The organism is Mycobacterium shimoidei (genome assembly GCF_900417275.1).
GTDB lineage: Bacteria > Actinomycetota > Actinomycetes > Mycobacteriales > Mycobacteriaceae > Mycobacterium > Mycobacterium shimoidei.
Genome location: NZ_UEGW01000001.1, coordinates 1,503,168 through 1,519,828 on the forward strand (window position 1 = coordinate 1,503,168; position 16,661 = coordinate 1,519,828).

Genomic DNA, 16,661 nt, shown 5'->3' on the forward strand with positions numbered 1-16,661 from the left:
AATACGTATCGTTAGCGGCGCCTATGACCACTGACCCACTGGCCCTGCTGGCCGAGCTGCCCGGTGTCGCCGCCGCTGCCGATCACGCCCGCGACGCGCTGAGCCGGGTGCATCGGCACCGGGCCAATTTGCGCGGTTGGCCGGTCACCGCCGCCGAAGCCGCACTGCGGGCGGCGCGGGCGTCATCGGTGCTCGACGGGGGACCGGTGCAGCTCGACGAGTCGGCGACCAGCGATCCGGTCTTCGCCGGTGCGCTGCGCGTGGCGCAGGCGCTCGAGGGCGGCGAAACCAACCTTGTCGGGGTGTGGCAACGAGCGCCGCTGCAGGCACTGGCGCGCCTGCACGTGCTTGCCGCCGCCGACCAGGTCGACGAGGACCGGTTGGGCCGGCCGCGCACCGACCCGGATGTCGGGCCCCGGCTGGAGCTGCTCGCCGATCTGGTCAGCGGGGGCACCCGCGCGCCGGCACCGTTGATCGCGGCGGTGGCGCACGGCGAGCTGTTGACGCTGGCCCCTTTCGGCAGCGCCGACGGCGTGGTGGCCCGCGCGGTCGCGCGGCTGATCACCATCGCCAGCGGGCTGGATCCACGCGGCTTAGGCGTGCCCGAGGTGACCTGGATGCGTCGCGGCGCCGACTATCGCGAGGCCGCGCGCGGCTTCGCGGCCGGCGGCCACGACGGGGTGGCGGCCTGGCTCAAGCTGTGCTGCCGTGCCCTGCAGGACGGGGCGCGCGAGGCGCTGTCGATCGCCGATTCACTGGCCAAGTAGGTTGCCAGCGGCCGGAGACAACAGAGACAAAAGAGCCGCGGACATGCACAGCGGGCGACGCTCCGGCATGATCGGCTCGTCGCCCGCTAGCACGGGACTCGGTTACCAAGCGTGCAACTTGTGGGTTGCGTGGGTTGGCCTCGGCGATCTTGCGCTGCGTGCGACCATGGCCCCACCCAAAGGACCGTCAAGGCCGTCCGCTCTTCGCAATTACGCAGGCCCGCAACACTTCTGCCTCTATCGCGGCTATGGCTCCGCGTGGGTGCCGGGTACCGTGCTGGGCGCCCGGTTCGGGAGACCGACCCTTCTCTTCCGGATCGACCTTGGCCTCACCGGGCTTCCGTGCCTCCTTTGTACTACGTGACCGGTATCACAGCAAGAGCCAATCGTGTTAAGAGTCCGAAACGACATGAGTACAGCCGCTGGTCGTTTGCTGGATCTGACGGGTCCTACCACGCGAAGCGGCGCAGCAACGAGTAGGTGACCGCCCCGGCGGCCAGCGCGCCGACACCCACCGCCGCCGTCGTCGCCACCGCGGCACCCGACGGTGCCGGGATGCGGTCACGCAGCGACACCGGGCGCGAGAAGCTCAGCACCGGCCAGCCGCGGGCGATCGCTTCCTTGCGCAAGGCGCGGTCCGGGTTGACCACGCTCGGATGGCCGACCGCCAACAGCATCGGCAGGTCGGTGATCGAGTCGGAGTAGGCGTAGCAGTGTTCGAGCGCGTAGCCCTCGCGCGCGGCCAGCTCGCGGATGGCTTGCACCTTGCCTTCGCCGTAGCAGTAGAAGGCGATCTCGCCGGTGTACCGACCGTCCTCGACGACCATGCGCGTCGCCATCGCGTGAGTCGCCCCGAGGGCCCGGGCGATCGGCGCCACCAGTTCCTCGCCGGACGCCGAGACCACCACGACGTCGCGCCCGCACAACTTGTGCCCGGCGATCAGATCCGCGGCTTCGGCGAACACCAGCGGGGTGACGATGTCGTGCAGCGTTTCGTTGACGATCGACTTGACCTGTTCCACGTTCCAGCCGGCGCACATGTTGGTCAGATGAACGCGCATCCGATCCATCTGATCGTGGTCGGCACCCGACAGCAAATAGACGAACTGGGCGTAGCTGGATTTGAGCACCGCGCGACGATTGATCAGGCCCTGATTGAAGAAGGGTTTGCTGAACGCCAGCGTGCTGGACTTGGCGATGATCGTCTTGTCGAGGTCGAAAAAGGCGGCGGTGCGGACCCCTGGCCCGGGGCTGTCCGGTGCGGGCGACGGAGTTTGCTGGTCAGCGGCCGACTCGGAGACGCTCACGCGCCCAGCATAGGGCGGCGCCGCGCGCCGGGGCGAGGGATGACCGGAAAACCCACTGTGAGCTGGGGTTTGGCCGCTCTTCACGACGACGCGGCGTCGAGCCCACGGCGTTACACATTGTGCTTTCTCTAGCAAGCACTCTTGCGCTAGGTAGCGCTGTCATGTGTATAGTTAACGGTACTCGGCTTCGCGCCGAGGGTGTATCAGCCCGACCCCCCGGGGCTGATACACGACGACCCTCGCCTCCTCCCCCCCTGGCGGGGGTCGTCCCTTTCTCGGGTCAATCTGCTACCGGTATCGGCTTCCAGAACAGTGCGCCGGCGTTGTGACTTAGTTGACTATCTCCACAGATCGCGCGCTGTCCACAGATCGTCGTTTGGTGCTGGCGGCCCGGTGCCGTAACCCGGCACGGTGAGCGGGTGACCACCCGCGCGTTCAGTCCGAAGACTCCCGGCATTTTGGCGGTGCTGGCCGGCACCGCACTGCGGGTCGAGGTCGACCGGATCGCGGCCGCCGCCGGAGTCCGGGTAGTTCACGGCGCGCACAGCTCGCCGGTGAGCCGCAAAACCTGGTCGGCGGCCGCGGTAGTGCTGCTCGACGAGGCGGCGGCGCAGCGCTGCGCGCGCTTCGCCTTGCCGCGTCGCCGCCATGTCGTGGTGGTGACCGGCGCCGAACCGACGCCGTCGGTCTGGCAGGCCGCCATCCGGGTCGGCGCCCAGCAGGTGCTGACTTTGCCCGCACACGGCGAGGAGCTGGTCCGCGAACTCGCCGAGGCTGCCGAATCGGCCTGCGAGGACGCCGGGTGCGGGCCGGTCATCGCAGTCATCGGCGGCCGCGGCGGAGCGGGCGCCTCGCTGTTCGCCGCCGCGCTGGCGCGACTTGCCCGCGAACCACTGCTGCTCGACCTCGATCCGTGGGGCGGTGGCATCGACTTGCTGGTCGGCGCCGAATCCGCACCGGGTGTGCGCTGGCCTGATCTGGCGCTACAGGGCGGGCGACTGAACTGGACCGCGCTGCGCGAGGCGTTGCCGCGCCACCGCGGGATCAGCATGCTTTCCGGTGCCCGCCGCGGACACGAAGTGGACGCCGCAGCGGCCGCCGCGGTCATCGACGCCGGCCGGCGCGGCGGCGCCACGGTGGTGTGCGATCTGGCCCGTCGGCTGAGCGATGCCAGCCAGACCGCGCTGGAGGCCGCCGATCTCGTCGTCGTCGTCACCCCATGCGACGTGCGGGCATGCGCGGCCACCGCGACGATCGTCCCGGTGCTACGCCGCAGCAACCCGAACGTCGGTTTGGTGGTGCGCGGACCATCGCCAGGTGGGCTGCGCGCCGCAGAGGTCGCGGCCACCGCCGGCGTACCAATGTTGGCGTCGATGCGGGCGGAACCGCGTATCGCCGAGCAACTCGAACATGGCGGTCTGCGGTTTCGACGCCGATCCGCCTTGGCGGCGGCGGCCCGCCGGATACTCGGCCTGCTACCGGCGCACACCGCTGCGGGGGCTGCATGACCGGTTCGCTGATCGACCGGGTGCGCGAGCGGCTGGCCGCGGAATCCGGTCCGTTGCGGCCCAGTGTGGTGGCCGACGCGATCCGCGCCGAATCCGGCGGGCTGCTCGGCGACACCGAAGTATTGAACAGTCTTCGAACGCTGCAGACCGAGCTGACCGGCGCCGGGATCCTCGAGCCGCTGCTGTGCGCGGAAGGCACCACCGATGTGCTGGTCAGCGCGCCCGACGCGGTCTGGGTCGACGACGGAAACGGGCTGCGGCGCAGTTCGGTTCGGTTCAGCGACGAGGCGGCGGTGCGCCGACTGGCGCAGCGGCTGGCGTTGGCCGCCGGCCGGCGCCTCGACGACGCGCAGCCGTGGGTGGACGGTCAATTGACCGGTATCGGCAGCGATGGTTTCGCGGTGCGGCTGCACGCCGTGCTCCCGCCGGTTGCCGTCGGTGGCACGTGTTTGTCGTTGCGGGTGCTGCGGCCGGCCACGCAGGATCTGCCGGCGTTGACCGCGGCGGGGGCCATTGCGCCCGAGGCCGCCGAGCTACTCGCCGACGTCATCGGCGCGCGGCTGGCATTCCTCGTGACCGGCGGCACGGGCGCCGGGAAGACTACTTTGCTGGCGGCCATGTTGGGCGCGGTGGCGCCGCAGGAACGGATCGTCTGTGTCGAGGACGCCGCGGAACTGGCGCCCGCGCATCCGCATCTGGTCAAGCTGTTGGCGCGGTGCGCCAACGTCGAAGGTGTCGGCGAAGTCACTGTGCGCCAACTCGTTCGGCAGGCGCTGCGCATGCGGCCGGACCGCATCGTGGTCGGCGAGGTTCGCGGCGCCGAGGTCGTCGACCTGTTGGCGGCGCTGAACACCGGTCACGACGGCGGCGCGGGCACCGTGCACGCCAACAACCCGGGCGAGGTACCGGCCCGGTTGGAGGCATTGGGCGCGCTCGGCGGGTTGGATCGCGACGCACTGCACAGCCAACTGGCCGCGGCGGTCTTATCTGTAACGTCGATTGGGATGTGTAAGACAGGTACCCACGTGGATTTGGAATGCCGAGCATCTCGTCGGTGTCAGTCTTATCTGTAACGGTGTTCCCTTCGTGGTTACTTGTCGCGGCTTGCTGCATCGCATGCGCATTGACGGTGAGTAGTCGCTGAGGGCCCGCCGGGGTGGCGAGTAGGTCCTTGACGCTGCGTTGGCTGTTCGCCTAGAAGGGCGGTTCGTCGGTATCTGTGGTCCTCGGACCGGAGGGCGCCACGGCAGCGTCGGGTAGCGGGAGGTTTGTCACGACATAGAGGTTCAAGATGTCGTTGCGGTCGATGAACATGATTTGGCTGCGTTTGGAGGCGTCGAGGGCGTTACCGATCCAGTTGCGTGCCGCTTTGGTGATTTCGCCGCCTGCGACGATGAAGGCGTGGTCGACGAGGACCCGTTTGTTGTGTTCGGGGTCGAAGATTTCGTGGGCCAGCATCATCAGTGCCTGGTTGCGAATTTCGGCGATATTGGCGTTGCCGGTTTTGGTGACTCCGGAGGCGTCGAGTTTGCCTTTCTTGACTTGAATTCCGAAGTAGAGGCGGTGCTGGGTGGGCAGGGTGTAGCGCATCCAGATGTCCTTGCCGTACTCGAGTGCCTTGTCTTTGTGGCCTGCGGCGGTGATGCGGTGAAAGCCGAGTTGCCGGAAGAGTGGCAGGAGGACGTGTTCGATGAGGGCATCTTCGCTGCAGGTGTCGAGGTGTGCGGATAAGTGGGTGCGCCTTTGGTTTTCGGCGGGGGTGAGTGGCCGGTGGGGATTGGCGTGCAGCATGGTGACGGTGTCGCTGCCGAGGTGGCGTAGATAGCAGTGTCGGCCTTCGGCGTAGAACGCTTCGAATCCTTCTCGGGTGAGCACCTCGTTGAGTTGGGCCAGTGCGCGGGGACGGTCGGCACTTTCGTTGAGGGCCTCGCGCGGGTCCATGAGTTGGTCGATGAGACGGCAGAAGGTCTGCGGCGGTTGGTGTGGCCCGTCGTGGGGTTCGTTAAGGATGGATTCGATGACGTCGGCTACCCACCATTGTCGAGTCGAGCCGTCATGCACCCAGTCGGTGTCGAGGTCGGCGAAGAACTCGGTGATGTAGCTACTTGACCGGTAGGGGAAGTACTTGGGCTTCTCGCCGAAGCCTGGATCGTCGGAGCCGACGTTTCCGCAGATCAAGTCCGCGAGGTCGGCGGCGTTTCGCCGTTTGAACTTCATGACGTTCCTCGTTGTGGGTGGCCGCCGGCATTGCGGAGTCGGTGCAGTTCTCCGTGTGCGGTGGCCAATTCTTGTTGCAGTTGCTTGATCTGGGATTTGAGTGTGGCGATGTCGGTTTCGTAGCGGGTTTTCTGGCTGCGGAGTTGGTCGCGCAGTGCGGCGGTGATGCTGGTCTGGCCGTTGGCCTCGTCGCCGGGTGCGGTGGTCGGCCGCGGCCTCGGCGCAGTGGCTGCCGCGCGGATCTCGTCGCGCAAGTCTGGGTGGTTGTAGATGGTCTTGCGGGCGACCTTGGCGTAGTTGGCGACGGCGTTGATGTTGATGGTGCGTCCTTTTTTCTTCATCTCGCGCAGCGCTTTTCGGACCTTGGCGCGGGTCGCAGCTTTGCGCCGTTTGGTGCTGACCAGCAGGCCTTCGGTCGATCGCGGTGGGGTCACGGTTCTCCGGTGCGGGGGCGGCGGGCTTTGTCGAGTGCGGATTGGTGCGCGCCGCGGGTTTGGATCTGCAGCAGCGGCAGTCGCTTGGCGGCGCCGGCGCCGGCCACCGAACCGGCTTCCTCTGTGGTGAGCCGGTCGATGATCGCCTGTAGGGAGGCGATTTCGCGGCGGCGTTCGATGATCCAGATGTTGTCCTCGCCGAGTTCACGACCAGAGCGTTGCCGGTATTGGTCCTGACGCTGCGCGATGAGGGTTTGAGTGGAGGCGAGCTGCTGCCGTAGTTCGGCCAGGTGGGTGGCGTCGGTAGCGAAGTGCCCGCAGGATAGACAGGCGTTGCCCTTGTCGCAGGATTTTAGCGGCGGCAGCAAGCAGACCCCGTTGGGCAGCACCCGGTCGGTGCGCTTGGCGAGTTGGGTCATTTCGTAGATGTCGTGCGGGGTGATTTCGATGTCGGCGCCGTGTGCCCCAATCTTCTTGTGTTTGAGGAATTCAGCCTCAGCGGTGGCGGCCATGGTGGCGGCATACCGGGCGGTCATTTCAGGGCTCTTGTGGCCGAGATAACGCTGCACGACGTGAAACGGCACACCGTCGTTGAGCAGTTCGGTGGCCCGGGTGTGGCGTAGCCGGTGTGTTTGGGTGAATCGCAGCGGGCGCCCGGCGCTGTCGGTGAGGTCGTGGCATTGGTCGAGCTTGTCGAGCATCGCCCGGTAGGTGGTGTAGGACCGTGGCCGTTGCCCTCGGTGCTGATTCTTGATGCCGAGAAACAGGTATTTCGGTTGCAGCGCAGGGTATTTGGATTTGAGCCAGGCCTGTTGCTCTGTGATGATGTCGACGATGGCCTGCTCGGCCAGGATGGTCGGTATGACGCCGTCGACTTTGGTTTGTTGATACCGCAGCCGCGCGACGAACGCCCCGCTGTCAGCTTCGGTGGCGTCGGTGGGGCGGTCGCGGCCGGGGATGGCTTCGAGCGGGTCGTAGTCGAGCATCAGGATTTCCGAGGCTCGCCGGCCGGTCAGGGCTTGCAGCAGCCAAATGCGGGCGGCCTGAGGGTCACCGAGCCCGGGCAGGACGGTCAGTGTGCCGTCGGGGCGGGTCAGGACGATCTTCTGCTTGCGGTCGGCGGCCAGCACGTCGAGGTAGGTGAGCATGCGTTGCAGGTCGGCGGTGGAATACCAGGTCAGGTCGCGTTCGCGGCGCTGGCGTCGGGGCGCGTGGATCGGTGACCACAACGCGGTGTGGGTCAGCGTGGCCTCGCGCCAGCGGGGATTGCCGGTGCCCGCGGCGGCCTCGGCGGCGTGGTCGTGCATGAACGTGTAAAACGACTGGGTTTCGCTTTGTAGGCTGGCCACGGTGTAGGGGGTCAGCCGCTCGGATTGTGTTGCGGCCTGCGGTGATCGAAGGTATTCCAGGTAGCCCAGAAACGCCTTCCGCAGCTCGTCGGGGTCGGTGCTGATCAACGGGTCGTGCAGATACCCGCGGTCGCGGGCGAAGCGGCCCAGCTGCGAGCCGATGTTGCGTGTGCGTGAGACGACTGAAGACCACGTGAGCAAGTCATAGGTCAGGGCGCTGCGCAGCCAGAACCGCAGCCCTTCCCGCAGCCACACCGGTTCGATGCCGCGCAGCCGCACCGTTTGGTCGTGGTGAGGTTCGTGCGGGCGTTGAGGGATACGGGGGTCGGCGCGAAGATCCCAGATGTCGTGGCTCCACCACGGGGCGTCGGTGCAGCGCACTGACACGCTCAAATGGAGATGTTCGATGAGATGGCGGATGTTGCGCCGCGACCCCGCCGACGGCAGCCGGTTGTTGCGTCGCTGGAACGCCAGGGCGGCCTGGCGGATCAGCTCGGTGGGATCCAGATCAGCGATGCTGACCGGCGGGTGACCGGTGCGGGCGCTGTGTTCGGCGACCGCACCCGGCAGGGTCCGCACCAGCCAGGCCAGCAGGGAGGGCTCGATACGGCGCAGCTGCTGATCCCAGCACAACCACACCCACCAGGCGATCTCGTCGGCGAACCGCGGTGGGGCCGCCGGGGTGAAATCGTGTGCGGCGGTGGCGCGGTTGGCCCGCAGATAGAACTGGTTGCGCAGGAAGACTTCGTCATAGGGGGCCGCGTAGATCGGGTAGACGGGCCGGCGCCACGCGGCGGGAACCTGCGCCCACTGGGCCTCCCACGAGCCGGGCCCAGCGACCAGTGACGGGGCCTCGCCGGTGGGTGGGCATGGCGGCTCAGTGGGGGTCGTCATCGTGCAGGCCTTTCCATCCGGCCACGTAGTTGCGCCACTGGGCCACGGTGCGCATTTCGGCGTCCTCGGTGACCCAGCCGTAGGTCGACAAAGTGGTTTGGATGTCGGCATGCCCGAGTCGGCGCATCACCACGTGTGGCGGCGCTCCGGACAGCAGCAGCGCAGTGGCATGGGTGTGACGCAGCCAGTGCGGTGTCCAGTCCTCGGGCAGGACACCGTTGCAGCGTCGGGTCAGGGAATCGACTTTGGCGTAAACGGTTTCGGCTCGCATCGGGGCGAAGCGTTCACCGGCGACGAGGTTGACGAACACGAAATGGGTGTCCAGGTTCGGTATCGCGAGGTCGGCGCCGTGATCGACCAGATGCCAGACATATGACGAATACAGGGCTTCCAGGTCGTCGCCGATGTAGATCCGTCGCCCGTGCAGTGTCTTGCCGCGGGCTCCGCGCGGATGGTCCTGGCGGGCGCCCACTTCGATGTAGGGGGTGGCGCCGGTGCCCAGGTGAAAGTCGTGGTGGCGCAACGACAGTGCTTCACCTAGCCGCATCCCGGTCTCGGCCAGCGTGGCGAACAGCAGCCGATCACGCAGGCCGGAGGCAGGTCCGGACCAGACATGCCCATTCTGGGTGGCGCACCCGTCAAGGATGGCGCTGACTTGACTGGGCAGCAGGACCGGGGTGGCGGCGAGGTTACCGCGGCGCACCGTGTAGACGGGGCGATCCTTGGTTCGAGGTGGGCCAACCCCGGCCAGCATCGGAATGTAGTGGGAGCGACCGCGTTTGCCGCGGCTGGTGAACAGCCGCTGATACGGGACGGTCAGTCCGTGGGCGTCGGCGTGGTAGCGGTAGCAGGCCAGCACCGCTGCAGCCCGCAGTTGGGTGCTGGCCGGGCCCAGCCACGTCGGCGGGGCGCCGATGCGGGCGGTGCCGGGCAGATCCCCGCTGCGCAGGTAAGTCAAGAACTGACCGAACATCGCGGTGCTGACATCACGCCAATCGGTGCCGGTGTGCTCCAGTAGTGTCCACCAGGCCGCCAGCCCGGCGGCATAGGCCTTCACCGTGTTCGGGGAGGCCGCGTCGTCACGCAGGAACTGCAGGTACTCCTCAGCCGGATCAATCGGTAGATGATCGGCGCCCAGCACGGTGTAGGTGTCGGGGCGATCGGTCAGTGCGATCCGCTGTGTGCGTGCCATTGTGTGCTGACCGACCCGTGGCTTTCTGCTAGGCCTGCCGGGGAGCCCGGTGCAGTGGCACCACGATGTCGCCCTGTCGGGCACCGGCGTCAGCGGTTCTGGCGTGCTCTGCCCGGGTGCGGCCGGGGGCATCGCTTTGGCCGGCCAGGATGTCGGCGAGCAGATCGGTGGGATAGATCAGGTTGTGGGCGGCCAGGGCTTCGGCCGAATCGGCCCCGGCGTAGCAGACCCCCATCCACCGCCGCAGCAGCCGGGGCCGCTCGGGCTTGTAGGTGTCCCAGCCCGGTTCGGTTTTGCCCCAAGTGTGCCCGGTGTCGGTGTTGATCCGGGTGTAGAGCTGACGCTGCAGCGTCTGCGCGCGGGCACCGTCGATCAGTTTCGATTCGCGAAGGTGAATGATCAACGCCCCGATCGAGATTCGCCATTTCAACTTCACCTCGATCAAGTCATTCAGTGTCGGTGAGGCCGGGATCTCGGCGGCGATCGCCTCGGCGGGCGCGAGCAGCTCGGAGGCAAAGCGGGAGGCTTCCCGTTCCTCCTCATCGCTGATATCGCCGTAGCGGTGCAACACCAAATGCCCGATCTCATGGGCAACCGTCCAGCGGGTGCGCTCCCAAGACTCCATGCCACGCAACAAGACAACGGGGCGGTCGCGATAGTCGCCGGTCCGCGCCGAACAGCCCAGATGCTTCTCGGTCAACAAGCCGACCGGTTCGTCCTCGGCATTGTCCCAATCGATCAGCCCGGTGGAGCGCGAATGCTTCATCCGCAGCACCACCGGCACCCCGGCGGCTTCCAGTTCGTAGGTCAACCGTTTGATCGGCGTCAAAGGCTCCACGCCCAGCCACCGACGGGCCTGCGCGGCCGCGGCGACCACATCGGTGCCCGCCGGCAGCGGCTCCAGCCGCACCGCCGGCAGGGTGGCCTGCCGGTTGAGTTGATGAGCCAGATCACCGATGACGTTGGCGAACACCGCCAGGTACTCCTTCTCGGCGGCCGTGGTGGACTTCGGCGCCCGGAACAACAGATCCCGAGTGCTCACCCGTGACACCGGGGCGGTGGTGAAAAACGCTGGGGGGAACCGCAACAACGCAGCCAGCCGGTCGAACTCCACCGCGTCGAGCACCGCCGTCTCGGCCTGCTCCAGTCGGGTTTGCCGCGGCGACCGCCAGCCCATGTGCTCCATGACCGCGGTACCCGACATTCGCCGAAGGACCCGGGCCTGGCGGACCCGGGTGCCGAACACCTCGACTGTCGTCATCACCGACCACCTCGTCCCCGGTCAGCGCCAGTCGGCAGAACTGCATCGGCTAGGCCTCCGAATCCCCAGTCTCCGAAGGCGATTCGGGAGGCAAGAGATCCTCGAAGTCGCGCACATCCTCGTCGTCGGAGTCGTCGTGGGCCGCCAGCTCGGCCGCCGTCTTGGGCCGGATCGCCGCCGGCAGTTCCACGAACTCCACGATCCGCTCGTCCTTGGTGTCGATATCGGCGACCAGGGCCAGGATGGCACCGGCTACCGACAACCGGCCCGGACTCTCCCACCAGTAGGCGATGAACTCGTACTGGTCGCCGATGCCCGGCGGGCCCATCACCTGCGGCTCCGATTCCATCTCGGCGGCGTCGAACGCCATCTGCTTGCCCGGCTGGGTGGCTGGCATCGGCTGCGGGGCCAACGCCCCGATGTCCTCGGCCTCCTGGCGTGGCAGGTGGCGCAACCGCGCCCACGCCACCTTCTTGGTATCGCCGAGACGCACTGACGAACTCGGGCCGGAGGTCATCTTCAGCGTCGACCCCGGGCCGCACGACGCCCCTTTCGGGGGTGTCCGCGGCGGGTCGTCGAACCGGCTCCGCGCGTCGATGCCGTTCATCAACAGCACCCGGGTACGCACATCGCTGCACAGTGTTCCGCCCGGAATCCGCATCGGGTCGGGACACACCGGCGCCCAGGCGGCCAAGGTCTTGTCGAACGCCACCTCCACCTCGCCGAGCAACTTGGCCCACGCCAACCCGTGCTGGGTAACCAAGTCCGTAAGCAAGTCCTTCGGAACCGCCATGGCAGAAATTCTGCACGGTTTTTCCTACAACACTGCGGAGGCTCCCCGCGTGTCGGGGCGACAATTTCGGCTGCTTCACCACGCCCAAAGTATACATGTGTAAATCGTGAGATGCAGTGTAAACACGCCGATTTCGTGCACTTCCGAGTATGTTTCGCAGGCCGAGAATGGTGGGTGGCTGCGCCAGCGTGAGTCGCCGCCGATCAGTGGTTGGCCGGTGCAGGAAGGGGCGGTCGGGCCTGCCGAACATGCGTACGAGTGTGGCTGATGTGACTCGTGTGACTGGTGAAGCGGTGCGTGCGTGTTGCCTGACGCCGAATCGGTAGCGGGCATGGTTCTGTCGAGCGTCGTCATCGACCAACCCGCGTGCGATCCCTTGGAACCGGTCGAGTGAGCAGTGCGTCCTACGAGCATGGATCCCGACGACAGACAAGCATTGACTGATGTTGGATTGGACCCTGAGGTCCCGTCGGTCCAAGCGGCGCCGGACCTGGTCAGGTGGGAGCTTGCGCACCTTCTCGGCGTCGATGTCACGGAACCATGACATCGACATGCTTGTTGCGGTACCGCGACATCGGCGTGCTCCTGCCGCCGCCGCAGACGTAGCGTGAGAGGGTGACCACCCAGGATCCGCGCACCGGCGAGGACACGTTCGACCTCATCGACGACGCCGTGGCCGCCCTCGCCGATCGCCGCGGCGTCTGGCTAGGAGATGATCTGCGCAGCCTCGCGTTGGTCGCCAGCCTCATCCAGCAAGCCGAACGTTGCCTGCCCCAACTGGTCCACGACGCCCGCGCCAACGGCCACGGCTGGACCGAGATCGCCCGAGCACTGGGCACCAACCCCGCCGAGGCCATCCTGCGATTCGACCCCGAATCTCCAATCGCCGACGGTAGATGGCCTTAGGAGCATCAAACGGTGGCCTGACTGCTGAATCGTGAAATCAGAAAGAGGAGGTTCCTTGGCCGGGCCGTGGACCTCTGGTGGGGTCAGTGCCCGCCGAGCACCTGTTGGGCTCGGCGGGGGTTACGGCGCACGGTTGGGTTGGGGCCACCAGCTGGCTTCGCGCAGCAGGGTGGCGATGGCGGGGACGGTGAGGGTGCGGACGAGGAAGGTGTCGAGCAGTAGGCCGCATCCGACGATGAATCCGGCTTGGATCATGATGGCGATCGAGCCGAACATGAGGCCGAACATGCTGGCGGCGAAGATGACTCCGGCGGAGGTGATGACGGAGCCGGTGTTCGCCACGGTGCGTAGCACGCCGACGCGGATGTTGGTGCCGGATTCCTCGCGTAGCCGTGAGACGAGCAGCATGTTGTAGTCGGCGCCGACCGCGACGAGGATGATGAACGCGAGAAGCGGTACGGGCCAGGCGATTTCGTGGCCAAGCAGGTATTGGAAGACTAGGACGCCGATGCCCAGGGAGGCGAGGTAGTTGAGCACGACGGTGCCCAGCAGGTAGATCGGGGCCAGCACGGCACGCAGCAGCAGCACGAGGATGAGGCCGACGATCACGATGGTGGCGATGGCGAGTTGGGCGAAGTCGGCCCATAGTAGGCGTGCGATGTCGGAGTTGACGGCAGGGAATCCGGCCACTGACACGGTGGCGTGGGCTAGGGCGGTGTTGGGGCGGGCGGCGTTGGCGACGTCGGTGACCGTGTGGGCGAGGTTCATCGCGTCGACGGTGTAGGGGTCGTGGCTGGATTCGATGGCGAAGCGGGCGGTCTTGCCGTCGGGGGACAGGAATTGCTTGGCGACATCGGCGAATTGGCGGTTTTCGAAGGTGTTGGGAGGTAGGTAGAAGCCGCTGGAGGAATCTGAATCTGCGCTGGCGCGGGCGGAGTTCTGTAGTTGGGTGGCGATCTTACTCATGCCTGAGAGCAATTCGAGGTTGCTGTCGACGAGGGTGTGCACGCCGGTGGCCAGGGCTTGGGCGCCGGAGGCCAGTTGGCTGATGCCGTCTTGGAGCCGTCCGATGTTGCCGGCCAGGTCGGCCGGGTCCCCGAGGGCTCCGAATGCTTTGTCCAAGGCGGTGACGGCGTTTCGGATGTCGGCGAGGGTTTCGGCGACCGTGGCGCCGGTGGCGGGATTGTAGCGGTCGCCGAGGTCGGCGACCTGGCTGAAGAAGCCACTGTTGCGCAGGGTCACCAAGACCTGGACCTGGTCGCGGATCTGGGCGCATTGGGGTGTGGTGGCACACCACGGAGCGGTGTTGAGGGCACCGACGAGCGGATCAAGGATGGCGATCGCGTTGGCGGCTTGGTCGGCCCATGGCCGCAGTCCCGGCCCGGACTGGATGGCCTGGTCGACCGCGGGTGCGGTGGCCGAAAGTTGCTGCAGCAGGGGCCGGAACTGCTGCATTTGTGTGCCGGCGGATTGGGCTTGGCTCAAGATCCCACTCAGCGGGGCCAGGGCGGTGCGCAGGGTGGTGTCGAGTTGGGCCAACCCGGCGGCCAGTTGGTCGGCGCCGTTGGTGAGTTTGGCCAGGTCGGCTTTGCGGGCGTTGCCGTCGGCGACGGCGTCGGCCATCTTGTCCCCGATTTGTTGGTTCTGCCAAGCTAATTCGGCTTGGTCGAGCCGCTCACCGGTGGGGCGGGTGACCCCGGAGACCTTGGTGACGCCAGGGATCTGGGCCACGCGTGAGGCCATCTCGTCGAGATCGGCCAGCCCTTTGCCGGTGCGCATGTCGGTGGGGTTTTCGACCACCAGGAATTCGGTGAAGACGACGTCTTTGCGGAAGTGGCGGTCCAGCAGCTGGTAGCCCTGGTTGCTGGCGGTGTCGGCGGGTTGGCCTTTGCGGTCGTCGTAGCTGATGTTGATGGTCACCGCGACCGCCGACAGGGCCAGCAGGACGGCCAGGCTGATGGTCAACAGTGTGACTGGCCGGCGGACCACGGCGACGGCCACGCTGTTCCAGTAGCGGCGGGTGCGGTCGGGTTTGGGGTCGCCGATGCCGCGTTTGGCGGCCAGCGCCAGCACCGGCGGCAGCAGCGTGACGGTGGCCAGGAATCCGAACAGGACAGCGATCGCGCACGCGGGGCCTAAAGCGGCGAACACGCTGAGCCGCGCGAACACCATCGCCAGGAACGCGAACGCCACGGTGGCCGCCGAGGCCAAGATGACCCGTCCGATGCTGGCGGTCGCGTAGATCGCGGCCTGCTCGGGCGCTACCTGGGCGCGGCGCTGCTCGTGGTAGCGGCTGATCAGAAACACCGTGTAGTCGGTGCCCGCGCCGAGCAGGATCGCGGTCATAAACGCCACGGTGAACTGTGAGACGGGCATGCCCATCTCCCCGAGCGCGGAGAGCACACCTCGCCCGACGGCCAGGCTCACACCGATGACCAGCAGTGGGAGAAGGGCGGTGAACACCGACCGGTACACGATCAGCAGAATCAGCGCGATCAGCCCCGCGGTCGCGATCGAGATGAGCACCAGATCGTGTTCGGCCGAGGCGATTTGGTCGCTGAACGTGGCCGGTGGACCGGTAACCCGCACCGTGGTGCTCGAATCGGCGAAGGCCTCGGCGGCGAGGGCGCGCACCGCTTGCACGGACTCGGCCGCGGTGGGGTCGCCTAAGGTGCCGGCCACGCCGACCGGCAGATACCAGGCCTTGCCGTCCTGGCTGACCGCTTGGGTGGCGGTGACCGGGTCGGCCAGCAGGTCTTGGACCAGCAGCACATGGTCGGTGTCGGCGCGCAGCCGCGACACCATCGCCTCGTAGCGGTCACGCGCGGCCGGAGTCAACCCGGCGGGGTCTTCCATCGCGACGAAGACTGTGGTCTTGGATCCCTGCTCGCCGAACGCGGCGCTCATCCGGTCCAGCGTCTGAAACGACGGCACGTCGCGGGGGATCAGATCCACCGACTGCTGCCGCACCACAGTCTCCAGCTGCGGAAACAGCAGCGCCAACACGACCGCGACCGCGAGCCACGCCCCGATCACCAGCACTTTATGCCGCACGGTGAATCCGCCCAGGGCGGCCAGCCGCCCGCTGTATTCCCTCCCGGCAGCCGGCGGCCGGGACTGCCCGGTTCGTGCCGTGTGGCGCGCGTTCGCCGTGGCCGTCGAACCTGGTCGGCCGTCTGTCATCGCATCTACTCCCGAAAGGGAAGCGCCTCTCCCTGGAAGAGAGACTATGGAAAAGAGACTATCGGTATCGCAACGCTACTATGAGTACCCCTTTGTGGGGAATGGCATGCACCTGAGGTTGCCGACGCGATGCCCCTGTAGTGGTGGCAGCGCCGGGCATCGTCAGGCGGTTTCTGGCGTCGGTGGTCGGTGGGCCACCAGGAAATCGTCGACGATGCGGACACGGTCCGCGGGTGTCAGTGTTTTCATCCCGGTGAGTTTGGCGAACACGATGGGTCCGAGTAGTTGGATGATGGCCAGCGTGGTGTCGAAGTCGTCGAGTTCATCACGAGCCGCCGCGCCGGCCAACAGCTCGTCGAAGGGTTGCCGGTACTGCTCGATGACGCGAGCGCTCAGACCGGCCAGGGGCTGGCGCGCGTCGCTGTTGGGATCGGGCCCGAGCGCCAACCAGGCCAACGCGGTCAGATGCAGCGGCGCCTCATCAATCAGGGCCGCCTGCCGATGCACCAGCTCGATCAGCTGGTCACGTAGATCGCCCGTGGCCGGCGGCGAGGTCACCTGGGGAAGCAGCCGCTCAAACGCCTCCGCCAGCAGATGGGTGGTGCTCTCGAAGTGCCGATACAGTGTGGTGCGCGCCACTTTCGATAACCGCGTCACCGCGTCCACGGTGACCGCCTCCACCCCGCCGCTGGTCAGCAGCGACGTGGCGGCGTCCAGCAGCCGGGCGCGTGAACGAAGTTTGCGCGGGTCGATGTCGTCGTCGTCGAAAATGCCGTCTGCCCCGCGTGCCGGCGGTCCGGTCGGATCAACTGCGGCCATGGGCGGGCTGGCTCCTACCTAATAGTCCTGC

General features: G+C 67.0%; 13 protein-coding genes. 4 read left to right on the top strand and 9 right to left on the bottom strand.

The window, feature by feature from the left end; all coding sequences use genetic code 11:
- Window positions 1–23: 23 nt before the first annotated feature.
- Window positions 24–767 carry a Fic family protein gene (locus tag MSP7336_RS07235; RefSeq protein ID WP_113963387.1) on the top strand — a complete coding sequence of 248 codons (744 nt, stop codon included), beginning with the start codon at window positions 24–26 and terminating at the stop codon, window positions 765–767.
- A 449-nt stretch (window positions 768–1,216) separates the two neighbouring features.
- Here MSP7336_RS07235 and MSP7336_RS07245 read toward each other — a convergent pair whose 3' ends face one another.
- Window positions 1,217–2,074 carry an HAD-IB family hydrolase gene (locus tag MSP7336_RS07245; protein ID WP_069394700.1) on the bottom strand — a complete coding sequence of 286 codons (858 nt, stop codon included), beginning with the start codon at window positions 2,072–2,074 and terminating at the stop codon, window positions 1,217–1,219.
- 455 nt (window positions 2,075–2,529) lie between these two features.
- Here MSP7336_RS07245 and ssd point away from each other — a divergent pair, with 455 nt between their 5' ends.
- Both ssd and MSP7336_RS07255 read left to right on the top strand, forming a co-directional pair.
- Complete coding sequence (gene ssd, locus MSP7336_RS07250) at window positions 2,530–3,582, top strand: septum site-determining protein Ssd (RefSeq protein ID WP_342353153.1); 1,053 nt, start codon at window positions 2,530–2,532, stop codon at window positions 3,580–3,582.
- Window positions 3,579–4,655 carry a TadA family conjugal transfer-associated ATPase gene (locus MSP7336_RS07255; RefSeq protein ID WP_113963388.1) on the top strand — a complete coding sequence of 359 codons (1,077 nt, stop codon included), beginning with the start codon at window positions 3,579–3,581 and terminating at the stop codon, window positions 4,653–4,655. The genes ssd and MSP7336_RS07255 overlap by 4 nt, the downstream gene beginning before the upstream one ends.
- 121 nt (window positions 4,656–4,776) lie before the next feature.
- On the opposite strand, the gene MSP7336_RS07260 is transcribed toward MSP7336_RS07255, so the two are convergent.
- From MSP7336_RS07260 to MSP7336_RS07285, 6 genes are read right to left on the bottom strand one after another with little or no spacing between them, the layout of a single operon-like run.
- The gene (locus tag MSP7336_RS07260; RefSeq protein WP_084264201.1) at window positions 4,777–5,799 is read right to left on the bottom strand and encodes a PDDEXK family nuclease; all 1,023 of its coding nucleotides are present in this window, start codon (window positions 5,797–5,799) and stop codon (window positions 4,777–4,779) included.
- Window positions 5,796–6,233 (bottom strand): DUF6262 family protein, encoded by a 438-nt coding sequence (locus MSP7336_RS07265; protein ID WP_084249172.1) that lies wholly within the window; start codon window positions 6,231–6,233, stop codon window positions 5,796–5,798. The genes MSP7336_RS07260 and MSP7336_RS07265 overlap by 4 nt, the downstream gene beginning before the upstream one ends.
- Window positions 6,230–8,476 (bottom strand): tyrosine-type recombinase/integrase, encoded by a 2,247-nt coding sequence (locus MSP7336_RS07270; protein WP_084264199.1) that lies wholly within the window; start codon window positions 8,474–8,476, stop codon window positions 6,230–6,232. Before MSP7336_RS07270 ends, MSP7336_RS07265 begins: the two co-directional genes overlap by 4 nt.
- Window positions 8,460–9,668: a tyrosine-type recombinase/integrase gene (locus tag MSP7336_RS07275; protein WP_084249062.1), complete on the bottom strand. Its 1,209-nt coding sequence runs from the start codon at window positions 9,666–9,668 to the stop codon at window positions 8,460–8,462. The genes MSP7336_RS07270 and MSP7336_RS07275 overlap by 17 nt, the downstream gene beginning before the upstream one ends.
- Before the next feature lie 28 nt (window positions 9,669–9,696).
- Window positions 9,697–10,929 (bottom strand): ImmA/IrrE family metallo-endopeptidase, encoded by a 1,233-nt coding sequence (locus MSP7336_RS07280; RefSeq protein ID WP_084249063.1) that lies wholly within the window; start codon window positions 10,927–10,929, stop codon window positions 9,697–9,699.
- Window positions 10,930–10,978: 49 nt separating this feature from the next.
- Window positions 10,979–11,722, bottom strand: coding sequence for a hypothetical protein (locus MSP7336_RS07285; protein ID WP_084249064.1), 744 nt, complete (start codon window positions 11,720–11,722; stop codon window positions 10,979–10,981).
- Between the two features lie 615 nt (window positions 11,723–12,337).
- Between MSP7336_RS07285 and MSP7336_RS07290 the strand changes: the two genes are divergently transcribed.
- The gene (locus tag MSP7336_RS07290) at window positions 12,338–12,628 is read left to right on the top strand and encodes a hypothetical protein (protein ID WP_084249065.1); all 291 of its coding nucleotides are present in this window, start codon (window positions 12,338–12,340) and stop codon (window positions 12,626–12,628) included.
- A 120-nt stretch (window positions 12,629–12,748) separates the two neighbouring features.
- On the opposite strand, the gene MSP7336_RS07295 is transcribed toward MSP7336_RS07290, so the two are convergent.
- The gene (locus MSP7336_RS07295; protein WP_084249066.1) at window positions 12,749–15,811 is read right to left on the bottom strand and encodes an MMPL/RND family transporter; all 3,063 of its coding nucleotides are present in this window, start codon (window positions 15,809–15,811) and stop codon (window positions 12,749–12,751) included.
- Between the two features lie 162 nt (window positions 15,812–15,973).
- On the bottom strand, window positions 15,974–16,630 hold the full coding sequence (locus tag MSP7336_RS07300; protein ID WP_084249067.1) for a TetR/AcrR family transcriptional regulator: 657 nt from the start codon (window positions 16,628–16,630) through the stop codon (window positions 15,974–15,976).
- Between the last annotated feature and the right edge of the window lie 31 nt (window positions 16,631–16,661).

Coding starts and splice junctions, on each gene's coding strand:
- MSP7336_RS07270 (WP_084264199.1), bottom strand. CDS start 8,476: ATGACGACCCCCACTGAGCCGCCATGCCCACCCACCGGCGAGGCCCCG.
- MSP7336_RS07300 (WP_084249067.1), bottom strand. CDS start 16,630: ATGGCCGCAGTTGATCCGACCGGACCGCCGGCACGCGGGGCAGACGGC.
- MSP7336_RS07280 (WP_084249063.1), bottom strand. CDS start 10,929: ATGACGACAGTCGAGGTGTTCGGCACCCGGGTCCGCCAGGCCCGGGTC.
- MSP7336_RS07275 (WP_084249062.1), bottom strand. CDS start 9,668: ATGGCACGCACACAGCGGATCGCACTGACCGATCGCCCCGACACCTAC.
- MSP7336_RS07295 (WP_084249066.1), bottom strand. CDS start 15,811: ATGACAGACGGCCGACCAGGTTCGACGGCCACGGCGAACGCGCGCCAC.
- MSP7336_RS07260 (WP_084264201.1), bottom strand. CDS start 5,799: ATGAAGTTCAAACGGCGAAACGCCGCCGACCTCGCGGACTTGATCTGC.
- MSP7336_RS07285 (WP_084249064.1), bottom strand. CDS start 11,722: ATGGCGGTTCCGAAGGACTTGCTTACGGACTTGGTTACCCAGCACGGG.
- MSP7336_RS07255 (WP_113963388.1), top strand. CDS start 3,579: ATGACCGGTTCGCTGATCGACCGGGTGCGCGAGCGGCTGGCCGCGGAA.
- MSP7336_RS07235 (WP_113963387.1), top strand. CDS start 24: ATGACCACTGACCCACTGGCCCTGCTGGCCGAGCTGCCCGGTGTCGCC.